Consider the following 22,757-nt stretch of genomic DNA (forward strand, 5'->3'; position numbering starts at 1 on the left):
GTCTGAACGGTGAGGGCTTTTGTTTTACAGACGCTTGGCGTCGATGATCAGCACTGGCTCGCGCGGTACGTTTTGGTACATGCCGCGGTTGCTGGTAGGGGTTTGGGCGATCTTGTCGACCACCTCCATGCCGCGGGTCACCTTACCGAACACCGCATAGCCGAAGTCGCGCGAGCTGTGGTCGAGGAAGGCGTTGTCCTTGTGGTTGATGAAGAACTGGCTAGTGGCTGAGTCGCGCGCCTGAGTACGGGCCATGGCGAGGGTGCCGCGTACGTTGTGCAGGCCGTTGTCTGCTTCGTTCTTGATCGGCGCGTCGGTGTCCTTTTGGCGCATATTGGCATCGAAACCACCACCTTGGATCATGAAGCCGGGAATCACCCGGTGGAATTGGGTGCCATTGTAGAAGCCGCTGTCGACGTATTTGAGGAAGTTCTGTGTGCTGATCGGTGCCTTGTCGGCGGCCAGCTCCACTTCGATTTCTCCTGCGCTGGTGGTCAGCAGCACCTTGGGATTTTCCGCCGCTAGCAGGTTGGAGGACAGCAGCAGGGTGCAGGCAGCGAAGGCGAGTTGCTTGAGCATGATGGTCAGTTTTCCTTGTTGGCAGTGCCGTCGACCTCGGCGAGGAAGTCGAGCAGGGCGGTATTGAAGCGTTGAGGTTGATCCAGAGGTGTAGCATGTCGCGAATTGTCGATCACCTGCAGGCGCGCGTTGGGCAGTTGCGCTACATAGGCTTGTTTGTCTGCGATCGGGGTGTAGTCGTGGTCGGCGCTAATAACCAGCGTAGGACAGGTGATGCGCTGCAGGTGTTCCCGCACGCTCCAGCCAATGATGGCATCCAGGCTGGCCAGGTAGGCGTGCTTGTCATTGCGTGGCCAGCGTTGCTCCAGCTTACGTCGCAGTTCGGCCTGTTCGGGCCTTGGGAACAGCAGCTTGCCCAGGGCCTTGGCCAGGGTTTCCAGCGACAGCAGGCGGGCCAGTAACCAGCGCTTGGCGATTTCCAGGTGTTCGTGCAGGTTGCGCGCTTGTACGTGCGGTGTGCTGTTGATGATGGTTAGGCTGCGCAGCAGTTGCGGCTGGTCGACCCCGAGCTGGAAGCCGATCATGCCCCCCATGGAGATGCCCACTAGGTGCACCGGGGGCAGTTGCAGATGCTCAATCAGTGCTGCGACGTCATCGGCGAAGTCGACCATGCGATAACGCTCACGCGGTTTGTCGGAGCGACCATGGCCGCGTACGTCCAGTGCTAGCACGCGGTAGTGCGCGCTCAGGGCGGGAATCTGATATTCCCAGTCCAGTGTGCTGGAGCCCAGGCCGTGTAACAGCAGCACCGGTGTGCCGTGCCCGTAGTCCTCGTAGTGCAACTGATTGTTGTCGTTATCGAAGTAGGGCATGGCCGTGCCTCAATTGGGTGACTGCGGTGCCGCGAAGGGCGTGTCGAGGGGGGCGAGGTCGAAGTTCTTGATCAGTTCGATGAGGATTTGTGTGGCCGGGCCGAGTACTCGGTCCTTGTTGCTATAGAGGAAAAAGCGTGGCTTGCGGATGCCGCCCTGGGTCAGCGGCAGCGGTTTGAGCAGCCCCTCCTGCAGTTCGCGGGCGATCAAGTGTCGCGGCAGCCAGGCGAAGCCCAGACCGCTGCTGACGAAGGTACGTGCGGTTGGCAGGCTGCCGACCGTCCAGCGCTGTTCCGCGCCCAACCATCCTGCATCGCGTGGTTGTAGCCTGCCGCTGTCGCGGGTGACCACCTGCATCTGCCCCGCCAGGTCCTGGAAACTAAGCTCGCGCTGCATGCGGTGCAGGGGATGTTCCGGGTGTGCTACGGCGACGAACTCCACCTCGCTCAACTCCAGGCCCAGATGACCGGTGATATTCAGTGCACTGATGGCCAGGTCGGCTGTGCCTTCGAGCAGCACTTCCTCAACCCCGGACAGCACTTCCTCACGTAGGCGAACCCGGCAACCGCGGCTCTGCGGCATGAAGGCCGATAGGGCGCGCACGAGATTGGCCGTGGGATAGGCAGCATCGACCACCAGGCGTACCTCCGCTTCCCAGCCCTGCTCCATGTGATGGGCCAGGTCTTCCAGTTGGCTGGCTTGTTTGACCAACTGTCGCGAGCGGCGCAGCAGCACATCACCCGCTTCAGTGAGCACGGCTTTGCGCCCGTCGATGCGCAGTAGCGGTACGCCTAGCTGCTCCTGCATGCGCGCTACGGTATAGCTGACCGAGGATTGCGAGCGGTGCAGCACGTCGGCCGCCTGGGCGAAGCCACCTTGATCCACTACAGCCTGCAACGTACGCCATTGATCCAGGGTTACACGGGGAGCTTTCATCACATCATCCTGCTGCTGGCTGTCATCGCCAGGGCTATCGACCTAAACTGGTGCCCCCGACGGAGAGCACCTTATGAAAAGAACAAGCTGTCTGCTGCTATTGGCCTGCCTGCCTCTTGGCGCCCATGCCTACCCGATCGAGCTGGAAAAACAGCTCAATGGCGCCGAGGTATCCGCGACTACTCAGGATATCGACCTCAATATGGCGGCGTTGATGCTCTATAACTATGGCCAGCGCGATGCTGAATGCACTGCAATATTCCGTAGCGGGCCGGAGGCACCGCGTATTCGCCGCAAGGCACTCACAGCCGGGGCGAGCAGTAATATGACGGTGAAGTTCACGCGCAGCGTGATTCGTCTGCGCGTTGACCTCACCTGCAAGCCTAAGTAATCAGAGGCTAGCGCTGCCTTTTTGATAAATCAACTTAGTCGATATATTGCAGCGGATCTTTGCGCTTTTTTATCGATAGGTGTGAGCATAGCCTGTCCTCCATCGACACTCATTCATCTCGATGGAGTTTTCCTTATGTCCCGCGTTCTGGTTATCGAAAGCAGTGCTCGTCAACAAGGTTCGGTGTCTCGCGAGCTGACTCAGCAATTCATCGCTAACTGGCAAGCCGCTAATCCAACTGATCAGATTCAGGTGCGCGATGTGGCTGCTAACCCGCTGCCACACCTGGATCTGACCCTGCTGGGTGGCTGGATGACGCCGACCGAGCAGCAGAGCGAGGCGGAGAAAACGGCTCTGGCTCGCTCCAATGAGTTGACTGAAGAGCTGCTGGCCGCTGACGTGCTGGTACTGGCCGCGCCGATGTACAACTTCGCCATTCCCAGCACGCTGAAAGCCTGGCTCGATCATGTACTGCGTGCCGGTGTTACCTTCAAGTACACCGAAACCGGCCCGCAAGGCCTGCTGACCGGCAAGCGCGCCATCGTGCTGACCGCGCGTGGCGGCATCTACGCCGGTAGCGCGCTGGATCATCAGGAACCCTACCTGCGTCAGGCGCTGGCCTTCATCGGTATTCACGACGTGCAGTTCATCCATGCAGAAGGTATGAACATGGGCGGCGAGTTCGTGGAAAAGGGTCTGGCTCAGGCCAAGGCCAAGCTGGCCGAACTGGCTTGATCGTGAATCAATGCTCCTAAGCGTCCTCAAGGGCGCTTATTTTGGCCATCACAAATGCGATGGCCGATTTTTTATGTTGTGCCCGCACGATGCTTGCAGCGTTGTGTGCCTGATTTCTCGATCAACTGTAGATTGTTCGGCTTTGGCGAACGCGCTAAGGTCGCCGCCTTCTTCTGGAGGTGGCCGTGCGATACCTGTTGATTGTGACCCTGCTGTGGGCCTTCTCCTTCAGCCTGATTGGTGAATACCTGGCCGGTCGCGTAGACAGCTATTTCGCCGTGCTCACGCGTATCGTCATCGCAGGTTTGTTGTTCCTGCCGCTAACGCGCTGGCGCGGGCAGGCTCCGGCCTTCGTGCGCGGTATGTTGTTGATCGGAGCGCTGCAGTTCGGCATCACCTACGTCTGTTTGTACCTGAGTTTCTCGGTGCTGAGCGTACCGGAGGTGCTGCTATTCACGATTCTTACCCCTTTGCACGTGACCTTGATCGAGGACGCGCTGAATCGGCGCTTCAACCCCTGGGCGCTAGTTGCCGCCGCAGTTGCAGTGCTGGGGGCGGCGATCATTCGTTATGACGGCATCAGCTCGGGTTTTTTGTTCGGCTTCCTGCTGCTGCAAGTGGCCAACTTCACCTTTGCCGCCGGTCAGGTGCTGTACAAGCACTTGCTGCGCCGTTACCCCAGCGACGAGCCGCAATATCGACGTTTTGGTTTCTTCTATTTCGGTGCTTTGCTGGTCGCCCTGCCAGCCTTTTGGCTGCTGGGCAATGCCGAGCGCATGCCCGCCACCGCTCTGCAGTGGAGCGTACTCGGCTGGCTGGGCGTGATGGCTTCAGGGATCGGGTTGTATTGGTGGAACAAGGGCGCGAGCCAGGTTGATGGCGGTACCCTGGCTGTGATGAACAATGCGCTGGTGCCGGCCGGTCTGTTGGTCAATCTGCTGATCTGGAATCACGACGCCGATTGGCTACGTCTGGCGCTGGGCGGTGCGGTGATCGCTGCGTCGTTGCCCTTGGTGCGACTGGGACGCGTGGCGAGGGCGGTCTGATGCATTTGTCTGGACGTGGTGTGGCGCTGTCGGTCGCGGCCTCTGTGTTGTTTGCCGTGATGCCCGGTTATGTGCGCTGGCTGGCGCCTCTCGATGGCGTGCAGGTGTTCGCGCAACGTGTGCTGTGGTCGATTCCGCTGGTGCTGTTGCTGGTCGTATTGGTGCGACAGACGGCGTTGTTGCGTGAGACCTTTGCGCGCCTGCGGCGCGAGCCGCTGTTATTGGCTGCCTGCCCGCTTGCCGCTGCGTTGATCGGTGTGCAGTGGGGCGTGTTTCTCTGGGCGCCCTTGGCTGGGCATATGCTGGAAGTGTCCATGGGCTACTTCCTGCTGCCGTTGGCGATGGTGCTGACCGGGCGCCTGTTCTATGGCGAGCGCCTGCGACCGTTACAGCAATTGGCGGTGGCGTGCGCCGTGCTCGGTGTGCTGCATGAGCTCTGGCGTACTCAAGCGTTTTCCTGGCTGACGCTAATCACGGCGCTGGGCTACCCGCCGTATTTCATGTTGCGCCGTTGGATGCGTCTCGATGCGCTGTCCGGTTTCGTCGTGGAGATGCTCATGTTGGCACCGTTGGCCGTCTGGCTGATCGTCGTCTATGGGCCGGTGGGGGCTTTTACTCAGAAGCCTGAACTGTGGTTCTTGGTCCCGAGCATGGCGCTGATCGGTACGCTGGCGTTTGCCTCGATGATGGCGTCGAGCCGATTACTGCCGCTCGGGTTGTTCGGCATTCTCAGCTATGTCGAGCCGGTATTGCTGTTTGCTGTCGCGCTGCTGCTGTTGGGGGAGCACTTCGATGCTGGGCAGTGGCTGACTTATCTGCCGATCTGGCTGGCGGTGCTGTTGGTGGGGTGCGACAGCGCGCGCCTGTTGCGCAAGCAGCGCCAGGTCTAGTCAGGCAGCGTGGTGCTGTGATTGCGACTGGGCTGTCAGATGCTGGTTTTTCACCTGGTAATGTAACTGCAGAACGCCATTGTTGAAGCGACGTTGATCTTTGAGCTCCAGGCTGCGCTCGATTCCGGTAGCGAAAAGCCTGATACCGGCGCCCAGCAGATGGGGTGTGAGGTTGATGAGTATTTCGTCGATCAGCCCTGCTGCGTAGCAGGTGCCGGCTAATGATCCGCCACCGACCAGCCAAGTGCGCTGAAAACCGGCTCCACGCAGTGCAGTGATTGCCTGTGCAGGCGTGCAGTGAGTCAGTTGCACCTCGCTGGCTGTGCGCGCCAGTTCACAGCGGGTCAGCACCACGCAGGGCTTGCCAGGGTAGGGCCAGGGGCCGCTGCGCGACAGCAGCGCTTCGTAGGTCATGCGGCCCATCAACAGGGAGTCGATATTGGCGTAGAAGTACTGGAAACTGTACTCCTCATCTGCTTGGCGTGTGCTGTCGAACCAGTCGAGGCTGCCGTCTGGGTGAGCGATATAACCGTCGAGACTGGACGTCACGTGGTAAATCAGGGACGGGTTCATCATGCCTCCACAGCAGGCGGGTGCGTATTGGAGTGCTGGGCGCAGGGCAAGTTCTTCGGGTTGGTTACCGTTGGTCAGTCCAGTACGTTGCGCAGGATCTCGTAGACGATGCCTGTTGCCACGGCTACCAATACCACATCGGTGCCGATCTGCTTCCACTCGTAGCCCTCGTAATAGGGAAGGCGGCTCGACAGGCGGCTATCGAAGTTCTTGGCGATGCCGGGCGGCAGAGGCTTGCCGCGAGCCAGGTTTTTGGCGATGCCCGGTGGGAGCGGGGCGCTGTTGCTGATCAACTGGCGATGTTCACCCAGTACGATGCGAACCTGGCCAATGTCCACGCTGGGGCCGCGCATATCGATCTGCACTTGATCCTGGCCGCCGTGCTTGTTATTGCCCTTGCCTGGCGGCGGGCTGGCCAGCAACGGCGAGGCGGCGAGTAGCAGGCTGAGAGTAAGGCACAGAGAGGAGCGAGTGTGCTGGGGCATGGCGGCGTTCCGTTGTGGCGATGCTAGATAGATAGCCCAGTGCGCGCACCGGTTCCAGTGACGATTGTGATTACCCTGAACTGAGTCACGAGCGGCCTGATGGATTTTTCCTGCAAAGAAATTCGGCCCGGACGCCGGAAACCGTTAGGCTATGCACCGTTTTGTCGATTCTTCGAGGTAGTGCCCTGTGTTTGCCCAATTCGCCCTGCATGAACGCCTGCTCAAAGCCGTGGTCGAGCTTAATTTCGTCGAGCCGACTCCGGTGCAGGCAGCTGCGATTCCGCTTGCGCTGGAGGGCAAGGATCTGCGCGTGATCGCCCAGACCGGCAGTGGCAAGACCGCCGCCTTCGTGCTGCCGTTGCTCAACCGCCTGCTCGGCGATGGCAATTCCCGCCAGCGCCTGAGCATCCGCGCGCTGATCCTGCTGCCGACCCGTGAGCTGGCGCAGCAGACGCTCAAGGAAGTGGAGCGTTTCGCTCAGTTCACCTTCCTCAAGGCCGGGCTTGTCACTGGCGGCGAGGACTTCAAGGTGCAGGCGGCGATGATGCGCAAGATCGATATTCTGATCGGCACACCTGGGCGCCTGATTGAGCATGCCAATGCCGGTAACCTGCCGCTCGATGAGATCGAAGTGCTGGTGTTCGACGAGGCTGACCGCATGCTCGACATGGGCTTCGCCGAAGATGCCCAGCGCCTGGCTGAGGCCTGCGGGCCGCACCAGACCCTGTTGTTCTCCGCCACCACCGGCGGCAATGGCCTGCGCGAGATGATCGCCAAGGTGCTCAAGGAGCCGCAGCACCTGATGCTCAATAGCGTCAGCCAGCTCAACGAGGGCACCCGCCAGCAGATCATCACGGCCGACCACAACTATCACAAGGAGCAGCTTGTCGACTGGTTGCTGGCCAACGAAACCTATGACAAGGCCATCGTTTTCACCAACACCCGCGTCCAGGCCGACCGCTTGTACGGCAAGCTGGTGGCGGCTGGGGTCAAGGCCTTCGTCCTGCATGGCGAGAAGGATCAGAAGGATCGCAAGCTGGCTATCGAGCGCCTGCGCCAGGGCGCGGTCAAGGTGCTGGTGGCCACCGACGTGGCTGCACGTGGTCTGGATGTCGATGGCCTGGATCTGGTGATCAACTTCGACATGCCGCGTTCCGGTGATGAATACGTGCACCGCATCGGCCGTACCGGCCGCGCCGGCGGCGAAGGCCTGGCCGTATCGTTGATCTGCCACGGTGACTGGAACCTGATGTCGAGCATCGAGCGCTACCTCAAGCAGCGTTTCGAGCGTCGTACCATCAAGGAGCTCAAGGGCACCTACCAGGGGCCGAAGAACCTCAAGGCCTCGGGCAAGGCCGCCAGCAGCAAGAAGAAAAAGACCGACAAGAAAGACCCGAAGAAGGCCGCTGCGCCCAAGCGCAAGACCGGCCCACGCCCGGCTGGCAAGCCATCTGCGCTGGTCAGCGCCGACGGCAGCGCGCCGCTCAAGCGCAAGAAGCCGACTGCGGAGTCGTAATGTAGGGCGGGTGCAACCCGCCAGCAGGTACTGGCGGGTTGCACCCGCCCTACCTTTATTCCACTCCGACGAAACCACCGGTCTGGTGTTGCCACAGGCGCGCATACAGACCGCTCCGGGCGATCAGCTCGGCATGGCTGCCGGTTTCGATGATCTGGCCCTGGTCGATCACCACCAGGCGATCCATCCGTGCGATGGTCGACAGGCGGTGAGCAATGGCGATCACCGTCTTGCCTTGCATCAGACTGTCGAGGCTTTCCTGGATGGCGGCTTCCACTTCCGAATCCAGCGCTGATGTGGCTTCGTCGAGCAGCAGAATCGGTGCGTCCTTGAGTAACACGCGGGCGATGGCGATGCGTTGGCGCTGGCCGCCAGACAGTTTCACGCCGCGCTCTCCGACCTGAGCATCCAGACCATGTCCGCCCTGGCTGTCGTCGAGCGTCGGGATAAAGGTATCGGCACGTGCTTTACGGGCGGCCTCCCAGAGTTGTGCGTCGCTGGCGTCAGGCTTGCCATAGCGTAGGTTGTCGCGAATCGAACGGTGGAGCAGGGCGGTGTCCTGAGTGACCACGCCGATCTGCGCACGTAGGCTTTCCTGGGTCACGCTGGCGATGTCTTGGTCGTCGATTAGAATGCGCCCATTTTCCAGGTCATACAGGCGCAAGAGCAGGTTGACCAAGGTTGATTTTCCGGCGCCGGAGGGGCCGACCAAGCCAATCTTCTCGCCTGGGCGGATGGTCAGGTCGAGGCCCGCGATCACACCACCACGTTTGCCATAGTGGAAGTGGATGTTCTCGAAGCGTACACCGCCTTGCTGTACCTCAAGTGCTTTGGCGTCGTTGCGGTCGAGCACCTGGCGCGGCTGTACGATGGTCTGCATGCCGTCTTGCACGGTGCCGACGTTCTCGAAAATGCCGTTGACCACCCACATGATCCATTCGGCCATGTTGTTGATGCGGATGACCAAACCGAGGGCCAGGGCGATGGCGCCGGTGCTAATCAGCGTCTGGCTCCATAGCCACAGGGCCAGGGCACCGGTGCCGACGATCAGTGCGCCGTTCATGCAGGTGATGAGAAAGTCCAGGGCGCTGATGGTGCGTGATTGCTGGCGGAACCTGTACAGCAACTCCTGCATGGCCTCGCGGGCGTAGCTTTCTTCTTCCTGCGAGTGGGCGAACAGCTTGAGCGTGGCGATATTGCTATAGCCGTCGACCACTCGCCCCATGACCTTCGAGCGCGCTGCCGACGCAGCCGCCGAGCGTGCCTTGATGCGTGGCACGAAGTACCACAGCGCCGCACTGTAACCGATGATCCACAGCGCCAGCGGCACCACCAAACGCAGGTCGGCGGCGGCAAACAGGTACAGCGCGCTGCCTGCATACACCAGCACGTGCCATAAGGCGTCGATTACCTGCATGGCTGACTCACGCAGTGATGGGCCGGTCTGCATCACGCGCTGGGCGACGCGGCCTGCGAAGTCGTTCTGGAAGAAGCTCAGGCTTTGCCTGAGCACGTAACGATGGTTTTGCCAGCGGATCAGGTTGCTCAGCCCTGGGTTGATCGCCTGGTGCGCCAGAAGGTTGTGCAGGCCGAACACCACGGGGCGGATGATCAGTGCCACCAGCAGCATCCACAGCAGTTCGCTCCGGTGCTCGCTGAAGAAACTGTCGGCGTCCTTGCTGGTTTGGGCCATATCGATCAACTGGCCGAGGAAGGCGAACAGCGCTACCTCGATCAGGGCTGCCAGGAAGCCGACGATGAGCATGGCCAACATCAGCGGCCACACCTGCTTCAGGTAGTGGGCATAGAAACGCAGCAGTCCCGAAGGCGGAGCGACATCGGGACTGGGCTTGAATACGTCGATCAGGGACTCGAAATAGCGAAACAGCATGGTGCGGCATCCTGCCTGTGAGCATGAATGCCGATCCTAGCAGGCTGCCTCGCAGGTACCTATGCCGCTGGCCGCTCAGTGCGTTGCGGTTTCGTCTGGCTGCGTGCGTTTGAGCGCGTCAGCCCACGTCAGTAATGGAACCTCGGTTTGCGGTTGCCAGATCCGGCGCAACAACAGCATCAGTTGCTCGGGCTCGCCGCGTGAGAAGCTCAGGCGGGAGATGTGTTCATGTACTTGCCATCGCCCTTCTTGCCATTGGGCAAAGTCAAAGCGGAAGGGGTGAAAGCCTGTCATGCCCAGGCGCAGGTCGGTGACGATCAGGTGATCGTCCACGCGGTCGTAGCGCAGCATGCCGCCGGTGAACCAGTCCAGGCGTTGGTGCATCGGCGTATCGGCCAGCGCGGTGCGCAATTGAGTGCCCAGCGGCAGGCGCTGTAACTGTGGCGGTGCACTGTCGAACCAGCCGGTCAGGGCTTCGTAATAATCCTCTCCATCGAGCACGATGACTCGCCACAGCAGGCTGTTGAAGGGCGTTGGGGTGGCGAAGATCCGCTCGGCACTGATGCCTTGATGCGCCAGTTCGCGCTCGACGCGCTGTTCGGCCATGTATTTGCCCGCCAGGGTAAAGCCCAGATAAAGCGTCGACAGGGCCAGCGCGATGGTGGGGATGCGTGTGCTGCGCTTGTGCAAACCGCCGATCAATCCAGCCAGTACCGCGATTATCAGCGGCAGGGTGTACAGCGGATCGATGATGAAGATGCTCGACCAGGCCGTGGGTGTTGGCATCAGCGGCCAGAACAGTTGGGTGCCATAGCTAGTGAAGGCGTCCAATAGCGGATGGGTGATCAGTACCAGCCATAACGTCAGCAGCAGGCGCTGGCTCGAATAGCCGGGGTGCGGGCGATAATGCCGCACTAGCCAGGTCAGTAGCAGGGCCAGGCCGCTGAGGACGAACAGCGAGTGGCTGAAGCCCCGATGGTAGGTCATGTCGGCAACTGCATCGCCGTAGTCGATGAAGACATCGAGGTCGGGCAGGGTGGCCAGGGCCGCGCCGTACAATAGGGCCTTGCGTCCCTGCCAGCGGCCGAGCAGTGCGCCCTGAATGGTGGCGCCGAGAACGGCCTGAGTGATTGAGTCCATGAATGGGATCCGCGAATGACGAGGGCGCTACGTTAGCCGAGCCCTGCGTGCGCCGCTGTAGCGAAATTTCAAGCAAAGGTTACAGTGGGCGCTGCTTGAGTCAGGTTGTTTTCCCATGCTGATCATTTCCAATAGCGTCCACCTCTCGTTGGACGAAATCGAGCTGACCGCCATCCGCGCCCAGGGCGCCGGTGGGCAGAACGTCAACAAGGTTTCCAGCGCCGTGCATTTGCGCTTCGACAGCCAGGCGTCGTCGTTGCCGCCGTTCTACAAGGAGCGTCTGCTGGCGGCGAGCGATTCGCGCATTACCGCCGACGGTGTGGTGATCATCAAGGCGCAGCAGTTCCGCACTCAGGAGCAAAATCGCGCCGATGCGCTGGAGCGTCTCGCGGAGTTGATCCGTAGCCTGGCCAAGGTCGAGAAAAAACGGCGTCCAACCAAACCTACCCGAGGCTCGCAAACGCGTCGTCTGGACGGCAAAAGCAAGCGCGGTGCGATCAAGGCCGGTCGGGGCCGAGTCGATTATTGAGTGTCAGAGGCTGAACACGCTGACTTTTTCCTGCAGGCGGTTAGCCAGCTCTGCCAATTCGCGGCTGGCCGCCGCGACCTGCTCGGATCCTGCTGAGGTTTCCTGAGTGGCTTGGTGGATACGCCCGATGTTGTGATTAACGTCCTCTGTCACACCGCTTTGTTGCTGCGAGGCGCTGGCAATTTGTGCGTTCATCGCATTGATGGCAGTCACTTCGCGGTGGATTGTGCCTAGTGCAGTTTCCGCTTCGCGAGTCTGCTCGACGGTCTGCTGAGCCAATTCTCGGCTGTCACGCATGACCTCAGCCGCTTTGCTCGTGCCTGCTTGCAGCGTTGCGATCATGTTACGAATTTCGCGGGTCGAGTCCTGCGTGCGGGTAGCCAGCGAGCGCACTTCATCGGCAACCACGGCAAAACCACGCCCGTGTTCACCGGCCCGCGCGGCCTCGATGGCGGCATTGAGTGCCAGCAGGTTGGTCTGTTCGGCGATGGCGGTAATCACGTCGGTGATCTTTTCGATGCTCTCGCTATCTTGTGCTACCTGTAGGACGCTCTGTGCGGCGCTTTCCAGCGTGCTGGCCAGGTTCTGGATGGCGCCGGCTGTGCTGGCCATGATCTTATTGCCTCTGGCAACTTCGACATCGGCGTTCTGTGTTGCCTCTGCTGCCGTGGTGGCATAACCCGTGACTTCGCCAACCGTAGCGCTCATCTGCTGGATCGCCGTGGCGACCTGCTCGGCTTCGCGGGCCTGCAGGCGCAGTTGCTGATTATTGCTGGCAGAGGTGGTGAGCAATTGCTCCGACGCCCTGAGCAATTCGCTGGCTGCGTTGCGTACCTGGCTGATGGTGTCGGCCAAATGGCGCGAAGTATTGTGCAGGCTGCCCATCACACTGTTCGGGTAGCGGGTGTGGATCTGCTGGTTGAGTTGTCCTTCCGCCAGGCGGCAAATGACCTGCGCCACTTCGTGAGGCTCGGCGCCCAGCGTGGATTTAAGGCGCTGGATCATGCGTAACGAAATGCCAATACCCAGGATGATGGCGATTGCCGTGACCAGCAGCATCAGCCATTGGAAACCACCGGCAGTGGCACGTACTTCGCTGAGACGTTCAGCGATGGTGCGTTCCTTGAAGTCGATGAAGGCGTTGATCTGCTTCAGCCACTCGCTGTAAGCCGGCGATACCTGTTGCAGCAGAAAGGCTCTGGCACCTTCACGGTCGCCGTTTTGGCGCAGTTTTATCAGGCTGTCGGTCAAGGCCAGCGTGCGTTGTTCGGTGGTTTGGATGGCGCTCAGGAGGTTCTGCTCTTCGGCCTCGGCGGGCTGAGTCTGCATGAGTTGCTGCAGGCGTGTGGCCGAGTCAAGGTATTCGCCTTGCAAGCGTTTGATGTTTTGCAGGTGGCCTTGCAAGGCGCTGTCATCCGCCAGAACGGCGTCACGGATGCTGATGGCGCGATCATGCACGCTGCCGCGAAAGTTGATCGCATAGCGTTGCTTCAATGCTGCACCCTCGCTGACTTCGGTGAGGGTGCTGTCGATGAGCCCGACGCGCTGCACGCCGATCAGGCTGATCAGTAGCATCAGGGACAGAACCAGGCCAAACCCCAGGCCAAGGCGTTGCGCAATGCTGAGCTGAGCGGGCATTTGGTTGGTTCCTGAGTGCGAGTGGAGAGACCACAGAGATATATAAGCTAGGCAGGCCTGATGACCAGCACAATAGTGTTATGTGGCCAATAGCTATTGTCCATAACGCCTCTGCGCTCAGCGATACTCTGGAGTGCTTTCTGACGTTTTCTTAATGTCAGGGCGCGTGCGGCGCCTGTGCTGAGAGCGTGTGGATTGTCTGGCGACGATCCACGCGCTGAGGTTCTTAGATACCTTGCGGAATCTCTTCGCCGCCTAAGGCAGTGAACAGCTCGGGCAGGAACTCCACCAGCGTCATCATCATCAGGACGAAGCTGGCATCCTGCTGTGCCAGAACGTCATCACCGCCATCCTGCTCGGCCTGCTCCTGCAGCACGTCCTCGAAACGCAGGCGCTTGATGGTCAGCTTGTCGTCCAGCACGAAGGACAGCTTGTCTTGCCAGGCCAGTGATAGCTGAGTGACCTGCTTGCCAGTGGACAGGTGTAGCTGGATTTCCTCGCTGGTCAGATCCTGGCGCTTGCAACGCACCACGCCGCCATCTTCATGGGTGTCGCGCAGCTCGCATTCATCCAAAACGAAGAAACCTTCGGCCGCGCTCTGGTTTTTCAGCCAGTCGGTGAGGGTGGCGGTTGGGGCTATCTTCACCGACAGCGGGCGTACCGGCAGCGAGCCCATGGCCTCGCGCAGGGTGGAGAGCAGGTCTTCGGCCTTCTTGGCGCTGGCACTGTCGACCAGGATCAAACCCTGCTTCGGCGCGATGGCGGCGAAGGTGCCGGACTTGCGAATGAAGGCGCGTGGCAGGAAGGCCTGGACGATCTCGTCCTTGATCTGGTCGCGCTCCTTCTTGTAGACCTTGCGCATCTGCGTGTTCTCGATCTCGTCGACCTTGTCCTTCAGCGCATCACGCACTACAGAGCCGGGCAGGATGCGTTCTTCCTTGCGTGTACCGATCAGCAGGAAGTCACCGCTGACGTGCACCAGCGGCGCATCTTCGCCCTTGCCGAAGGGGGCGACGAAGCCGTAGGTGGCCAGCTCCTGGCTGGCGCAGGGGCGGGCAAGCTTGCTCGCCAGGGCGGCCTCCAGCGTGTCAGCGTCGAAAGGGATGTCCTGAGTGAGGCGATAGACCAGCAGGTTTCGGAACCACATGTGCAGATGACTCTCCATTGGCGTAAGGGGCGCGGACCGGCGGGCGGTGCGACGTCGAACGCGGCAGCCAGGCTGCCGATGCGAAGCGCGCATTATTGTCGGCCTCGGCGTTCAGGCCAACCATTGGCAAGCAGCCGCCCGGAAAATTCCTTGGGCTGCGCTAAGTTCTTGCTAATTCGATAAATTTTTTTCACATCGGGGCTTGCCAAGGTCATAAACGCTCTCTAGAATGCGCCCCACTTCGAGAGTGAATGGGGTGGTTAGCTCAGCCGGGAGAGCATCTGCCTTACAAGCAGAGGGTCGGCGGTTCGATCCCGTCACCACCCACCAATCTCGCAGTTACGCGCAGCGGTAGTTCAGTCGGTTAGAATACCGGCCTGTCACGCCGGGGGTCGCGGGTTCGAGTCCCGTCCGCTGCGCCATTTTTATCCTCGCTTCATCCCCTCCTGTGACACATCTTCAGCGTTCGCTGAAAACTTCAAAAAATCCTTTGCCTACTTGAACTTATGCATGCTGCTCGGCTCCTATGCCGTAGCCAGTGATCATGGCGTGCTGCTAAGCTCGCGTTTTCACACGACGGCCTTCGGGCGCATCTACAAGGAACAAGCATGAAACAGCATCGTTTGGCGGCGGCGGTTGCCCTGGTGGGTCTGGTGCTCACCGGTTGTGATTCGCAGACCAGCGAAGTCGAACTCAAGTCCCCGGCGCAGAAAGCCTCCTACGGTATCGGTCTGAACATGGGCCGTAGCCTCTCCGAGGAAGGCATGGATGACCTGGATTCCAAGGCCGTCGCTCAGGGCATTGAAGATGCGCTGGCCAAGAAAGAGCCGCGTATCAAAGATGAGGAAATGGTTGAGGCTTTCACTTTCCTGCAGAACCGTGCCCAAGAGCGCATGGTTGCTCTGAGCAAGGAAACGGCTGAAGCCGGTAAGAAGTTCCTCGAAGAGAACGGCAAGCGCGAAGGTGTGGTCACCACCGCATCCGGTCTGCAGTACGAAGTGATCAAGAAGACCGACGGCGCCCAGCCCAAGGCCAGCGACGTGGTGACTGTTCACTATGAAGGCAAGCTGACCGATGGCAGTGTGTTCGACAGCTCGGTTGCTCGTGGCAGCCCTATCGATCTGCCGGTTAGTGGCGTCATTCCAGGCTGGGTTGAAGGCCTGCAACTGATGCACGTCGGTGAGAAGTACAAACTGTACATTCCTAGCGAGCTGGCTTATGGCGAGCAGAGCCCGTCTCCAGCTATTCCGGCTAACTCGGTTCTGGTTTTCGATCTTGAACTGATCGGCATTAAAGATCAGAGCAAAGAGCAAGGCCAGGATCAGAGCGCTGCTCAGTAACATCGATGAGCGCCAAGCAAACGCCCCGTTTTGACGGGGCGTTTGCGTTTTTGCCCCTTGACCTAGGCGCTCGGAGCTGATCCCGGTGTTACGCTTATGCACATTTTGGGAATCGCTCCCAAATGAATTTCGTTACATCTGGGCTTGGTCTTTGTCAACGCTCAACTGATTGATTTTATTGGATTTTATGGGTTGGGCAAAAAATGTCCGATCTAACCGAAGGCCCCATGCCATGGGGCTTTGGTAAGCTTGTCGAAGTTATTTGCACAGGTTTATCCACAGCTTCGGTGGATAAGCGGGTCAATCCCAGGCAGCAACTGGGCTGCCAAGGAGATGTGATGAAAACTCCCTGGAAACTGGCACGTTACCTCCCTCAGGCTGCGCGCTTTTTGCGTGATGGCCGCCTCCCTGAGTTGCTGCGCGCGGTAGCCGATAAGAAAACGCCGCCAGGTGCGCGATTTGCCGCGTTCAAGGATGACCTCGACTTGTTGCGAGCACTCTGTATGGCTTGGCTCAAGGGTGAGTATCGGCAGGTCAGCAAGCAGGCGCTGCTGATGGTCGTTGCGGCATTGCTGTACTTTCTTACGCCGCTCGACGCGATACCGGATTGGCTGGTTGGCTTAGGGTTTGTTGATGACCTTGCTGTGCTGGCTTGGGTCTTGAGCACTTGGAAAGCCGAGCTCCAGGCGTTTCGTACATGGCGTGAGCAACAGAGCCCGCAACGTCTTGCGGTGATTGAGTATCTGCCGACGGATGATCAGGCCAGCCCTGTATCGCCGCGGGCGAACATCTGATGTCAGACGCCTGTTAACATGGCCGCCTGTCAAGGAAAGAGCCGGGTGTCGGCTCTGTTGTTCCCGTGGAGATATCGATGACAGTGCAAATCATTGCCCGTGACGGTGAGCCGGAATATGCGGTGCTGCCCTGGGCGCAGTACCAGGCTTTGTTGCAGGCCGCAGGGCAGGTTGCTCCGCAGGCTCAACCGGCGGCTGCGGAGCCTTCTGGCTCGGTGCGCCCAGCATTTTCTGAGTTGCAGCGTCTGCGTGAGGCCAAGGGCATCGCCGCCGAGGCGTTGGCGCGTAGCGTTGGTATCAGCCCCCATTATTTGGCGATGATCGAGAGCGGTGAGCGGGTGCCCGATGCGGCTATCCAGCGTTCATTGGCCTGGCAGCTTGGCCAGGAGGGGTGGTCTTGAGTGTGCGGATCAGCCGCCACCACTGGCAGGCGTTGCTCGCCGAGTTGGATGATGCGCGCCGTCAGCACCATTTATTGACTTATCGCGCATTGATCGAGCGCTTGATGCTGCCAAGCCCAGCCATGCAGACCCTGACCGCAGCCCTTGAGCATCTGGCTGCGCTGGATGCGCGTGCCGAGCGTCCTTTGCGCAGTGCGCTGGTGGTCAGTCAGGGCGCCAGTCGTTTGCCGCGTACTGGATTCTTCGATTGTATTACCCGTTTGGGGCGTTTCTCTGGTGCTTCCGATGGTATCGCTGCTGCGTCTTGGCATGCGGCGGAAGTGGCGCGCGTTTTCGAGTGTGATTATCCCGACGATGTCTAGGTTGCTCTGGAGCATACGTGCGCGCTTGGGGTATTGGCTGGCTAGGCGTCTGTTCCATTACCCCGCGATCATGCGCCAGCCGCGTATATGGCTGTGGATGCAAGGGCAGTACGGGCGTATGGCCAATCTGGGGGATGTCGCAGCGCAGAGTTTTTATGGCCATATTCTGTTGTTCCGTGGCCAGGGACTTGGCGCGTGTGAAGAGGGCTTACGCTTGCTGCGTTTGGCGGCCCAGAGTGGCGATGGCAAGGCGGCTTATCAGTTGGGGTTGCGAGCGCTCAAGGGTGACACCCGGCAGGCACCGGATGCTCAGGAAGCTGGGCGTTGGCTGGAGTTGGCACTGCAGGCCGGGCACCCTTTGGCTGCCCGGCATCTAGCTCAGCTATATCTGCAAGGAGCTGCTGGTCTTCAGGTCGATGCGCAGCGGGCCGCCCGTTATGCTGAGTTGGAGGCGCAGGTGCGCTGAGTCGCGTCGATAATGTGCACGCTATAGCCCGGTATGGCCTTTGCGGCGCGCTTGGCGTCGGAAGCGCGTTCGGCCAGTTGGGCCGCGTCGAGGTCGCTGCAGTCTTCTTTCAGCAGGTTCACTACGCCGATCGAGAGCGAAAGCAACGGGTATTCCTGGCGCAGCCCCTGGCGATTGTGGGCAATGAAGCAGCCTGCTTGTAGATGCTCTTCACGGTAGAAACGCCTGCACTGGTTTTGGAAATCCTCCAGCAGGTGGTTGAGTTTTTGTCGCCAGTCATCGCTGCCTAACACCAGCATGAAGTCATCGCCGCCGATATGGCCGACGAAGTCCCGTGTGGGGTCTACTCGCTCGTTCAGACATTGCGCCAGGCACAGCAGCACTTCATCGCCCTTGGCGTAACCATAGAGGTCATTGAAGGGTTTGAAGCTGTCGATGTCGACATAGCAAACCGCTGCTTGGCGCTTCTGCTGCAGCAAGCGGGTCAGGCATTGCTGGATCGGTACGTTGCCCGGTAGCAGCGTCAGCGGGTTGGCATGGCGGGCCTGCTGCAGTTTCTGTTCGGTGATTAGCTTGAGGACGTCGATCACCCGACCCAGCCCGCGGTAACGGCCTTGCTGGATGATGATGAAATCTTCTTCGATGCGTTGCCGTGCGCGGCTGGTTAGCAGGCGGCTGACTTTCTGTAGTGACTGCGACAGCTCGACGGCAAGAAAGTCTTCACTCATCAGGCGGCTGATCGGTTTGCGCGCGAAAAGGTCGGTCGCAAATGGTTTTAGCAGGGCTTCCGATAGCGAGTGGCGATGAACGATACCTACTGGCTGCTGTTCGTTGTTGAGCACTGCCAGTGAATTAAGGCTGGGTTGGGCGCGGAATACATCGAGTACTTCCGCGATGGCGGTCTTCTGATCAACGGCGGGCAGTTCGTTGAGCAGAGCGCCGAGATCGTGGCTCTCTTCGCCTAACGCCTCCTGGCTGTTCAGCATCGCTGGCAGGATCTGCTGGATGTCGCGGGGTGGCTTTTCCTGCGGGCGGCCAATCAGGTAGCCCTGCACCAAGTCCACACCCATCTCGGCCAATACGGTCAGTTCTTCCGCTAGCTCGATACCTTCGGCGATGACCTGTGCGCGGGAGGCCTTGGCCATTTTCAGGATGGAGCCGACAAACTCACGCTTGACCGCGTCCTGGTGAATGCCATCAATGAAGTGGCGGTCGATCTTCACATAGTCCGGGCGTAGCTCCGACCACAGACGCAGGCTGGAATAGCCCGCGCCCAGGTCGTCCAGGGCGATAGAAAAGCCCATGGCGCGGTAGTGATGCAGGGCGTTGTCGAGCAAGCCGAAGTCTTCGGTTGGCGATTGCTCGGTCAGCTCAATCACCACCTGGCTGGGTGGAATACCGAAGGCTTGCAGCAATTGCAGTGTGCGTCCCGGTTGATGATTGGCTTCAAGCAAGGATTCAGGGGAGACGTTGAGAAACAGTTTGCCTTCGAGCCCCAGATTGCTGAAACGCTTGCAGGCGCTCTTGCGGCAGAGCACTTCCAGATCGCTGAGACGCCCCGCATGGCGTGCAACGGCAAACAGTGTGAGTGGGGAGTGTAGGGCGCTGTTGGACGGGCCGCGGGTCAGGGCTTCGTAGCCCAGAATGCGCTGCTCGGACAGGGATATGATGGGCTGGAATAGGCTGCTTAGGTCGCCGTGAGCGAGGATGGCCCCCAGTGCGCTCAACTGCTCGGTGACGGTCATGTTGGTCTCGTTATGCCAGTAAACGAAAGGGCCGATATGAGAACGGCCCTTTGCATTTCACGACAGTATGATGACGTTTTGATGACGCCTTATCTCGTGCTCGCTCAATGCAGCGCGAGAGATGGGTTCAGCCCCAGGTAGTCGATGAGAATGTGCCCGGACTCGGTCAGATAGGCGTCGTCTTCAGGCTTACTCTTGTCATCTTCGGCGGGTAGGGCGTCTTCGTCTTCCTTGGCCAATTCCTTGAGCGGCTCCTCGCCTTTGGCTTGGCGTCGGTCATTTTCCAGCTTGAGCTGCTTGGCCTCGATATCTGCCTGTTGCGCGCGGCGCTTGGTCTCGTTGAGGCTGACGGTGGTTTCGGCCATCAGTTGCTTCGACAAGTCGATGCTGGCGCGAGTGAAGAGGAAATCTGGATCATGTGCGGTACGCTGATCGTGCTTGCTCTGCAACTGCTTGAGGAAGGGTTTGATCGGATCCAGTTCCGGTTTAATGGCCGGGCGGATACTGTCCCAAGGCATGGCTGCCGGTAGGGCGCTCTCGCCGATGTCCTTGGTGTTCATTACGTCAGGGTAGGCGATGTCCGGCAGTACGCCCTGATGTTGGGTGCTCTGCCCGGAAACCCGGTAGAACTTGGCCAGGGTCAGTTTCAGCTCGCCATGGTTGAGCGGCTGGATGGTTTGTACGGTGCCCTTGCCGAAGGTCTGCCCGCCGAGAATCAGCGCGCGGTGATAGTCCTGCATAGCGCCAGCGAAAATCTCCGAGGCAGAGGCGGAAAGGCGGTTGACCAGTACGGCCAGTGGGCCTTTGTAGTAAGCCCCCTTGTTCTCATCGGCGAGCACATCGACGCGACCGTCGGAGTTGCGCACTAGCACGGTTGGGCCCTGATCGATAAACAGGCTGGTCAGTTCGGTGGCTTCCTGCAACGATCCGCCGCCGTTGTTACGCAGGTCGATGACCAGACCGTCGACCTTCTCACTCTGCAGTTCGTCGATCAGGCGCTTCACGTCACGGGTGGTGCTCTTGTAGTCGGGGTCGCCAGCGCGGAAGGCCTTGAAATCGAGGTAGAAGGCCGGCAGTTCGATCACGCCCAGCTTGTAGTCGCGGCCGTCCTGATTCAGATGCAACACTTTCTTCTGTGCGGCTTGCTCTTCAAGCTTGACCGCCTCGCGGGTGATGGTAACTACCTTGCTGGTCTGGTCGCTCGGAGGATTGCTCGCCGGGATCACTTCCAGGCGCACGGTGGAGCCTTTCGGGCCACGGATCAGCTTGACCACTTCGTCCAGGCGCCAACCGATCACGTCGACCATTTCATCGTTGCCTTGCGCGACACCGATGATCTTGTCGGCCGGGGCGATCTGCTTGCTTTTCTCCGCCGGGCCGGCCGGCACCAGGCGCACGACCTTGACGTATTCGCTGTCGTTCTGCAGGACCGCACCAATGCCTTCGAGCGACAGGCTCATGTTAATGTCGAAGTTTTCTGCGTTGTCCGGCGACAAATAGGTGGTGTGTGGATCGTAGGTGGTGGCAAAGGCGTTGATATAAGCCTGGAACACGTCTTCGCCACGCGTCTGCTGCAGACGCGAGAGCTGGTTCTTGTAACGCTTGGTGAGCAGTTCCTGGATGGCCTTGGTGTCCTTGCCGGCGATCTTCAGGCGCAGCACCTCGTCTTTCACGCGCTTGCGCCAGAGTTCGTCGAGCTCGGCACTATCCTTGGCCCAGGGGGCTTTTTCACGGTCGACTTGCAGGCTCTCGTCGACGCTGAAGTCGATCTTGTCTACACCCTTGTCGAGCATGCTCAGGGCATAGTCCAGGCGCTCCTTGAGGCGGGTCAGATGGCGCCGATAGATAGCGAAGCCGGGTTCAAGATCGCCGGTTTTCAGCAGATCGTCGAACTTGCTGCGCCACTGATTGAACTCGGCGATATCGGCAGCAGTGAAGTAGCTGCGCGTCGGATCGAGCATCTTCAGATAGTTGTCATAGACCTGGATCGAGCGTTCGTCGTTCAGCGGCGGCTTGTTGTAGTGGTGACGACGTAGAAGTTCCACTACGTTGAGGCTGGCGATCACCTGCTCGCGATCCGGTTGCAGGTATTGCCAGTCGGCGCTAGTGGTCTTGGCCGCCAGCGGTAAGGCGCTGAAACCAAGGGCGAGGGCGAGGGCGGTGCTTGCGAGAGAGCGCTTCATGCTGATTCGACGTACTGGCAGGTGATAACGCATATTAGGCCGTATTTGAGGGCGCCAGGTTCCGTTGGCGCTGGGCAGAAGCCCGGCGGTCAGCCGCTGGGCTCGGTTCACTTGCACTATGGAGGCAGCATGAAGGCATTGCAAGGCGTCGAAGGGCGCATAGAGTGGCTGGAACAACCGAGCCAGACCTGCGATGTAGGCCAGATTCGAGTAAAGGTCGCCGCCGCCGGGCTTAACCGTGCCGATCTTTTGCAGCGTGCCGGGCTTTATCCGCCGCCGCCAGGCGCCAGTCAGGCGCTTGGTCTGGAGTGCGCGGGCGTGGTGACGCAAGTGGGCGCTGGCAGCTCTTGGGTGGTGGGCGATCGTGTGTGTTGTCTGCTGGCTGGCGGAGGTATGGCCGAGGAGGTGGTGGTCGATGCCCGGCATGCTCTGCCTGTGCCTGATGGTTTGAGTTTGGCGCAGGCCGCTGCGTTGCCGGAGGTGTACGCCACGGCCTGGCTCAACCTGTTCCAGCTCGCGGGCCTCAAACCGGGTGAGAAAGTGCTACTGCATGCAGGCGCCAGTGGCGTTGGTTCCGCTGCCATACAGCTATGCAAGGCTTTTGGCAGCCCCTGCTGGGTCAGTGTCGGCTCGGCGGATCGGCTGGCCTACTGTGAGGCGCTGGGCGCGCAAGGTGGCGTTTTGCGTGGGGAGGATTTGGAGGGGCTGCGTGATTTCGGCCCATTCGATGTGATTCTCGACCCGGTTGGCGGCAATTACGCAGCGCTCAATCTCGACCTGCTTGCCCAGGATGGGCGCTGGATCAACATTGGTCTAATGGGCGGGCGAGAGGCTTCGATCGATTTGGCCAAGGTGCTGGGCAAGCGTATTCAACTGATTGGCTCGACCTTGCGCAATCGTGATGATCGCTTCAAGGGTGAGCTGCTGCGGGATCTGCAGCAGCAGGTTTGGCCGTTGTTCGGTGAAGGGCGCGTCAAACCGCAACTCGAGCGTACCTTCGCACTCAAAGATTTTGAGGCCGCTTTCGAGGCGCTGGCCAGTAATCAGGTGTCCGGCAAGGTGGTGCTGCTGATCGAACCCCAACTGGCTGAATAGAGCGTTTCGATGATGGGCCGCACTGATTGCCACATTCAATCGTTATCATGGGCGCAATCAATA

At 60.0% G+C, this 22,757-nt stretch carries 23 protein-coding genes, 2 tRNA genes and 1 pseudogene; 14 read left to right on the plus strand and 12 right to left on the minus strand.

Annotated elements, in window-relative coordinates; genetic code table 11:
• Positions 1–24: 24 nt before the first annotated feature.
• From AERO9A_RS14265 to AERO9A_RS14275, 3 genes are read right to left on the minus strand one after another with little or no spacing between them, the layout of a single operon-like run.
• Positions 25–579 (minus strand): peptidylprolyl isomerase, encoded by a 555-nt coding sequence (locus AERO9A_RS14265; RefSeq protein WP_159972618.1) that lies wholly within the window; start codon positions 577–579, stop codon positions 25–27.
• Positions 580–584: 5 nt separating this feature from the next.
• Positions 585–1,391 (minus strand): alpha/beta fold hydrolase, encoded by an 807-nt coding sequence (locus AERO9A_RS14270; protein WP_159972619.1) that lies wholly within the window; start codon positions 1,389–1,391, stop codon positions 585–587.
• 9 nt (positions 1,392–1,400) lie between these two features.
• A complete protein-coding gene (locus AERO9A_RS14275) occupies positions 1,401–2,327 on the minus strand; it encodes a LysR family transcriptional regulator (RefSeq protein ID WP_159972620.1) in 927 nt (308 codons plus the stop codon).
• A gap of 73 nt (positions 2,328–2,400) precedes the next feature.
• Here AERO9A_RS14275 and AERO9A_RS14280 point away from each other — a divergent pair, with 73 nt between their 5' ends.
• The 4 genes from AERO9A_RS14280 (at position 2,401) to rarD (ending at position 5,389) form a co-directional block, all read left to right on the plus strand.
• A complete protein-coding gene (locus AERO9A_RS14280) occupies positions 2,401–2,718 on the plus strand; it encodes a 3-phosphoglycerate kinase (RefSeq protein WP_159972621.1) in 318 nt (105 codons plus the stop codon).
• Between the two features lie 135 nt (positions 2,719–2,853).
• A complete protein-coding gene (locus AERO9A_RS14285; RefSeq protein WP_159972622.1) occupies positions 2,854–3,453 on the plus strand; it encodes an FMN-dependent NADH-azoreductase in 600 nt (199 codons plus the stop codon).
• 185 nt (positions 3,454–3,638) lie between these two features.
• The gene (locus tag AERO9A_RS14290; RefSeq protein ID WP_159972623.1) at positions 3,639–4,499 is read left to right on the plus strand and encodes a carboxylate/amino acid/amine transporter; all 861 of its coding nucleotides are present in this window, start codon (positions 3,639–3,641) and stop codon (positions 4,497–4,499) included.
• Positions 4,499–5,389 (plus strand): EamA family transporter RarD, encoded by an 891-nt coding sequence (gene rarD / locus AERO9A_RS14295; protein ID WP_159972624.1) that lies wholly within the window; start codon positions 4,499–4,501, stop codon positions 5,387–5,389. The genes AERO9A_RS14290 and rarD overlap by 1 nt, the downstream gene beginning before the upstream one ends.
• Here the strand turns inward: rarD and AERO9A_RS14300 are convergent, their stop codons facing one another.
• Positions 5,390–5,962 (minus strand): dihydrofolate reductase family protein, encoded by a 573-nt coding sequence (locus tag AERO9A_RS14300; RefSeq protein ID WP_159972625.1) that lies wholly within the window; start codon positions 5,960–5,962, stop codon positions 5,390–5,392.
• Between the two features lie 74 nt (positions 5,963–6,036).
• Positions 6,037–6,447, minus strand: a complete 411-nt coding sequence (locus tag AERO9A_RS14305; protein ID WP_159972626.1) for an anti-virulence regulator CigR family protein — start codon at positions 6,445–6,447, stop codon at positions 6,037–6,039.
• 187 nt (positions 6,448–6,634) lie between these two features.
• On the opposite strand from AERO9A_RS14305, the gene AERO9A_RS14310 reads away from it, so the two are divergent.
• Positions 6,635–7,963, plus strand: a complete 1,329-nt coding sequence (locus AERO9A_RS14310; RefSeq protein WP_159972627.1) for a DEAD/DEAH box helicase — start codon at positions 6,635–6,637, stop codon at positions 7,961–7,963.
• Positions 7,964–8,018: 55 nt separating this feature from the next.
• Here the strand turns inward: AERO9A_RS14310 and AERO9A_RS14315 are convergent, their stop codons facing one another.
• Together AERO9A_RS14315 and AERO9A_RS14320 are read right to left on the minus strand one after the other, a co-directional pair.
• Positions 8,019–9,854, minus strand: a complete 1,836-nt coding sequence (locus tag AERO9A_RS14315; RefSeq protein WP_159972628.1) for an ABC transporter ATP-binding protein — start codon at positions 9,852–9,854, stop codon at positions 8,019–8,021.
• Positions 9,855–9,929: 75 nt separating this feature from the next.
• Complete coding sequence (locus tag AERO9A_RS14320) at positions 9,930–10,994, minus strand: metal-dependent hydrolase (protein ID WP_159972629.1); 1,065 nt, start codon at positions 10,992–10,994, stop codon at positions 9,930–9,932.
• 115 nt (positions 10,995–11,109) lie between these two features.
• On the opposite strand from AERO9A_RS14320, the gene arfB reads away from it, so the two are divergent.
• Positions 11,110–11,523, plus strand: a complete 414-nt coding sequence (arfB, locus tag AERO9A_RS14325) for an alternative ribosome rescue aminoacyl-tRNA hydrolase ArfB (RefSeq protein ID WP_159972630.1) — start codon at positions 11,110–11,112, stop codon at positions 11,521–11,523.
• A gap of 3 nt (positions 11,524–11,526) precedes the next feature.
• Here arfB and AERO9A_RS22855 read toward each other — a convergent pair whose 3' ends face one another.
• From AERO9A_RS22855 to rdgC, 3 genes and pseudogenes are all read right to left on the minus strand, one after another.
• Complete coding sequence (locus AERO9A_RS22855; protein WP_372239696.1) at positions 11,527–12,582, minus strand: methyl-accepting chemotaxis protein; 1,056 nt, start codon at positions 12,580–12,582, stop codon at positions 11,527–11,529.
• A gap of 69 nt (positions 12,583–12,651) precedes the next feature.
• Positions 12,652–13,161, minus strand: a pseudogene (locus tag AERO9A_RS22860) (MCP four helix bundle domain-containing protein); the annotation flags it as partial.
• A gap of 226 nt (positions 13,162–13,387) precedes the next feature.
• The gene (rdgC, locus tag AERO9A_RS14335) at positions 13,388–14,308 is read right to left on the minus strand and encodes a recombination-associated protein RdgC (protein WP_159972632.1); all 921 of its coding nucleotides are present in this window, start codon (positions 14,306–14,308) and stop codon (positions 13,388–13,390) included.
• Positions 14,309–14,562: 254 nt separating this feature from the next.
• Between rdgC and AERO9A_RS14340 the strand changes: the two genes are divergently transcribed.
• From AERO9A_RS14340 to AERO9A_RS14370, 7 genes are all read left to right on the plus strand, one after another.
• Positions 14,563–14,638 (plus strand) — tRNA-Val (locus AERO9A_RS14340).
• Between the two features lie 15 nt (positions 14,639–14,653).
• Positions 14,654–14,730: transfer RNA gene (locus AERO9A_RS14345), tRNA-Asp, on the plus strand.
• A 186-nt stretch (positions 14,731–14,916) separates the two neighbouring features.
• Positions 14,917–15,648: an FKBP-type peptidyl-prolyl cis-trans isomerase gene (locus AERO9A_RS14350; RefSeq protein ID WP_159972633.1), complete on the plus strand. Its 732-nt coding sequence runs from the start codon at positions 14,917–14,919 to the stop codon at positions 15,646–15,648.
• Between the two features lie 338 nt (positions 15,649–15,986).
• The gene (locus AERO9A_RS14355) at positions 15,987–16,442 is read left to right on the plus strand and encodes a YkvA family protein (RefSeq protein WP_159974055.1); all 456 of its coding nucleotides are present in this window, start codon (positions 15,987–15,989) and stop codon (positions 16,440–16,442) included.
• A gap of 77 nt (positions 16,443–16,519) precedes the next feature.
• On the plus strand, positions 16,520–16,843 hold the full coding sequence (locus AERO9A_RS14360) for a helix-turn-helix transcriptional regulator (protein WP_159972634.1): 324 nt from the start codon (positions 16,520–16,522) through the stop codon (positions 16,841–16,843).
• Positions 16,840–17,205: a hypothetical protein gene (locus tag AERO9A_RS14365; RefSeq protein WP_159972635.1), complete on the plus strand. Its 366-nt coding sequence runs from the start codon at positions 16,840–16,842 to the stop codon at positions 17,203–17,205. Before AERO9A_RS14360 ends, AERO9A_RS14365 begins: the two co-directional genes overlap by 4 nt.
• Positions 17,198–17,671, plus strand: a complete 474-nt coding sequence (locus tag AERO9A_RS14370) for a sel1 repeat family protein (RefSeq protein ID WP_159972636.1) — start codon at positions 17,198–17,200, stop codon at positions 17,669–17,671. The genes AERO9A_RS14365 and AERO9A_RS14370 overlap by 8 nt, the downstream gene beginning before the upstream one ends.
• Here the strand turns inward: AERO9A_RS14370 and AERO9A_RS14375 are convergent.
• Together AERO9A_RS14375 and AERO9A_RS14380 are read right to left on the minus strand one after the other, a co-directional pair.
• Entirely contained in the window at positions 17,641–19,416 is a 1,776-nt protein-coding gene (locus AERO9A_RS14375) for a bifunctional diguanylate cyclase/phosphodiesterase (RefSeq protein ID WP_159972637.1), read from the minus strand. The two genes, AERO9A_RS14370 and AERO9A_RS14375, sit on opposite strands and share 31 nt — an antisense overlap.
• A 104-nt stretch (positions 19,417–19,520) precedes the next feature.
• Positions 19,521–21,599, minus strand: coding sequence for a carboxy terminal-processing peptidase (locus AERO9A_RS14380; protein WP_178111144.1), 2,079 nt, complete (start codon positions 21,597–21,599; stop codon positions 19,521–19,523).
• Positions 21,600–21,728: 129 nt separating this feature from the next.
• Here AERO9A_RS14380 and AERO9A_RS14385 point away from each other — a divergent pair, with 129 nt between their 5' ends.
• Entirely contained in the window at positions 21,729–22,694 is a 966-nt protein-coding gene (locus tag AERO9A_RS14385; RefSeq protein ID WP_159972639.1) for a zinc-binding dehydrogenase, read from the plus strand.
• Positions 22,695–22,757: the final 63 nt, after the last annotated feature.

Origin of the sequence: Pseudomonas sp. 8Z, assembly GCF_902506535.1 — a bacterium.
Classification (GTDB): domain Bacteria; phylum Pseudomonadota; class Gammaproteobacteria; order Pseudomonadales; family Pseudomonadaceae; genus Aquipseudomonas.

What these genes read in the sequence shown, in the direction of transcription:
- AERO9A_RS14265 (WP_159972618.1), bottom strand. Translation starts at nt 579, where the DNA reads ATGCTCAAGCAACTCGCCTTCGCTGCCTGCACCCTGCTGCTGTCCTCC.
- AERO9A_RS14270 (WP_159972619.1), bottom strand. Translation starts at nt 1,391, where the DNA reads ATGCCCTACTTCGATAACGACAACAATCAGTTGCACTACGAGGACTAC.
- AERO9A_RS14275 (WP_159972620.1), bottom strand. Translation starts at nt 2,327, where the DNA reads ATGAAAGCTCCCCGTGTAACCCTGGATCAATGGCGTACGTTGCAGGCT.
- AERO9A_RS14280 (WP_159972621.1), top strand. Translation starts at nt 2,401, where the DNA reads ATGAAAAGAACAAGCTGTCTGCTGCTATTGGCCTGCCTGCCTCTTGGC.
- AERO9A_RS14285 (WP_159972622.1), top strand. Translation starts at nt 2,854, where the DNA reads ATGTCCCGCGTTCTGGTTATCGAAAGCAGTGCTCGTCAACAAGGTTCG.
- rarD (WP_159972624.1), top strand. Translation starts at nt 4,499, where the DNA reads ATGCATTTGTCTGGACGTGGTGTGGCGCTGTCGGTCGCGGCCTCTGTG.
- AERO9A_RS14300 (WP_159972625.1), bottom strand. Translation starts at nt 5,962, where the DNA reads ATGAACCCGTCCCTGATTTACCACGTGACGTCCAGTCTCGACGGTTAT.
- AERO9A_RS14305 (WP_159972626.1), bottom strand. Translation starts at nt 6,447, where the DNA reads ATGCCCCAGCACACTCGCTCCTCTCTGTGCCTTACTCTCAGCCTGCTA.
- AERO9A_RS14315 (WP_159972628.1), bottom strand. Translation starts at nt 9,854, where the DNA reads ATGCTGTTTCGCTATTTCGAGTCCCTGATCGACGTATTCAAGCCCAGT.
- AERO9A_RS14320 (WP_159972629.1), bottom strand. Translation starts at nt 10,994, where the DNA reads ATGGACTCAATCACTCAGGCCGTTCTCGGCGCCACCATTCAGGGCGCA.
- arfB (WP_159972630.1), top strand. Translation starts at nt 11,110, where the DNA reads ATGCTGATCATTTCCAATAGCGTCCACCTCTCGTTGGACGAAATCGAG.
- AERO9A_RS22855 (WP_372239696.1), bottom strand. Translation starts at nt 12,582, where the DNA reads ATGCTGCTGGTCACGGCAATCGCCATCATCCTGGGTATTGGCATTTCG.
- rdgC (WP_159972632.1), bottom strand. Translation starts at nt 14,308, where the DNA reads ATGTGGTTCCGAAACCTGCTGGTCTATCGCCTCACTCAGGACATCCCT.
- AERO9A_RS14350 (WP_159972633.1), top strand. Translation starts at nt 14,917, where the DNA reads ATGAAACAGCATCGTTTGGCGGCGGCGGTTGCCCTGGTGGGTCTGGTG.
- AERO9A_RS14355 (WP_159974055.1), top strand. Translation starts at nt 15,987, where the DNA reads ATGAAAACTCCCTGGAAACTGGCACGTTACCTCCCTCAGGCTGCGCGC.
- AERO9A_RS14360 (WP_159972634.1), top strand. Translation starts at nt 16,520, where the DNA reads ATGACAGTGCAAATCATTGCCCGTGACGGTGAGCCGGAATATGCGGTG.
- AERO9A_RS14370 (WP_159972636.1), top strand. Translation starts at nt 17,198, where the DNA reads ATGTCTAGGTTGCTCTGGAGCATACGTGCGCGCTTGGGGTATTGGCTG.
- AERO9A_RS14375 (WP_159972637.1), bottom strand. Translation starts at nt 19,416, where the DNA reads ATGACCGTCACCGAGCAGTTGAGCGCACTGGGGGCCATCCTCGCTCAC.
- AERO9A_RS14380 (WP_178111144.1), bottom strand. Translation starts at nt 21,599, where the DNA reads ATGAAGCGCTCTCTCGCAAGCACCGCCCTCGCCCTCGCCCTTGGTTTC.
- AERO9A_RS14385 (WP_159972639.1), top strand. Translation starts at nt 21,729, where the DNA reads ATGAAGGCATTGCAAGGCGTCGAAGGGCGCATAGAGTGGCTGGAACAA.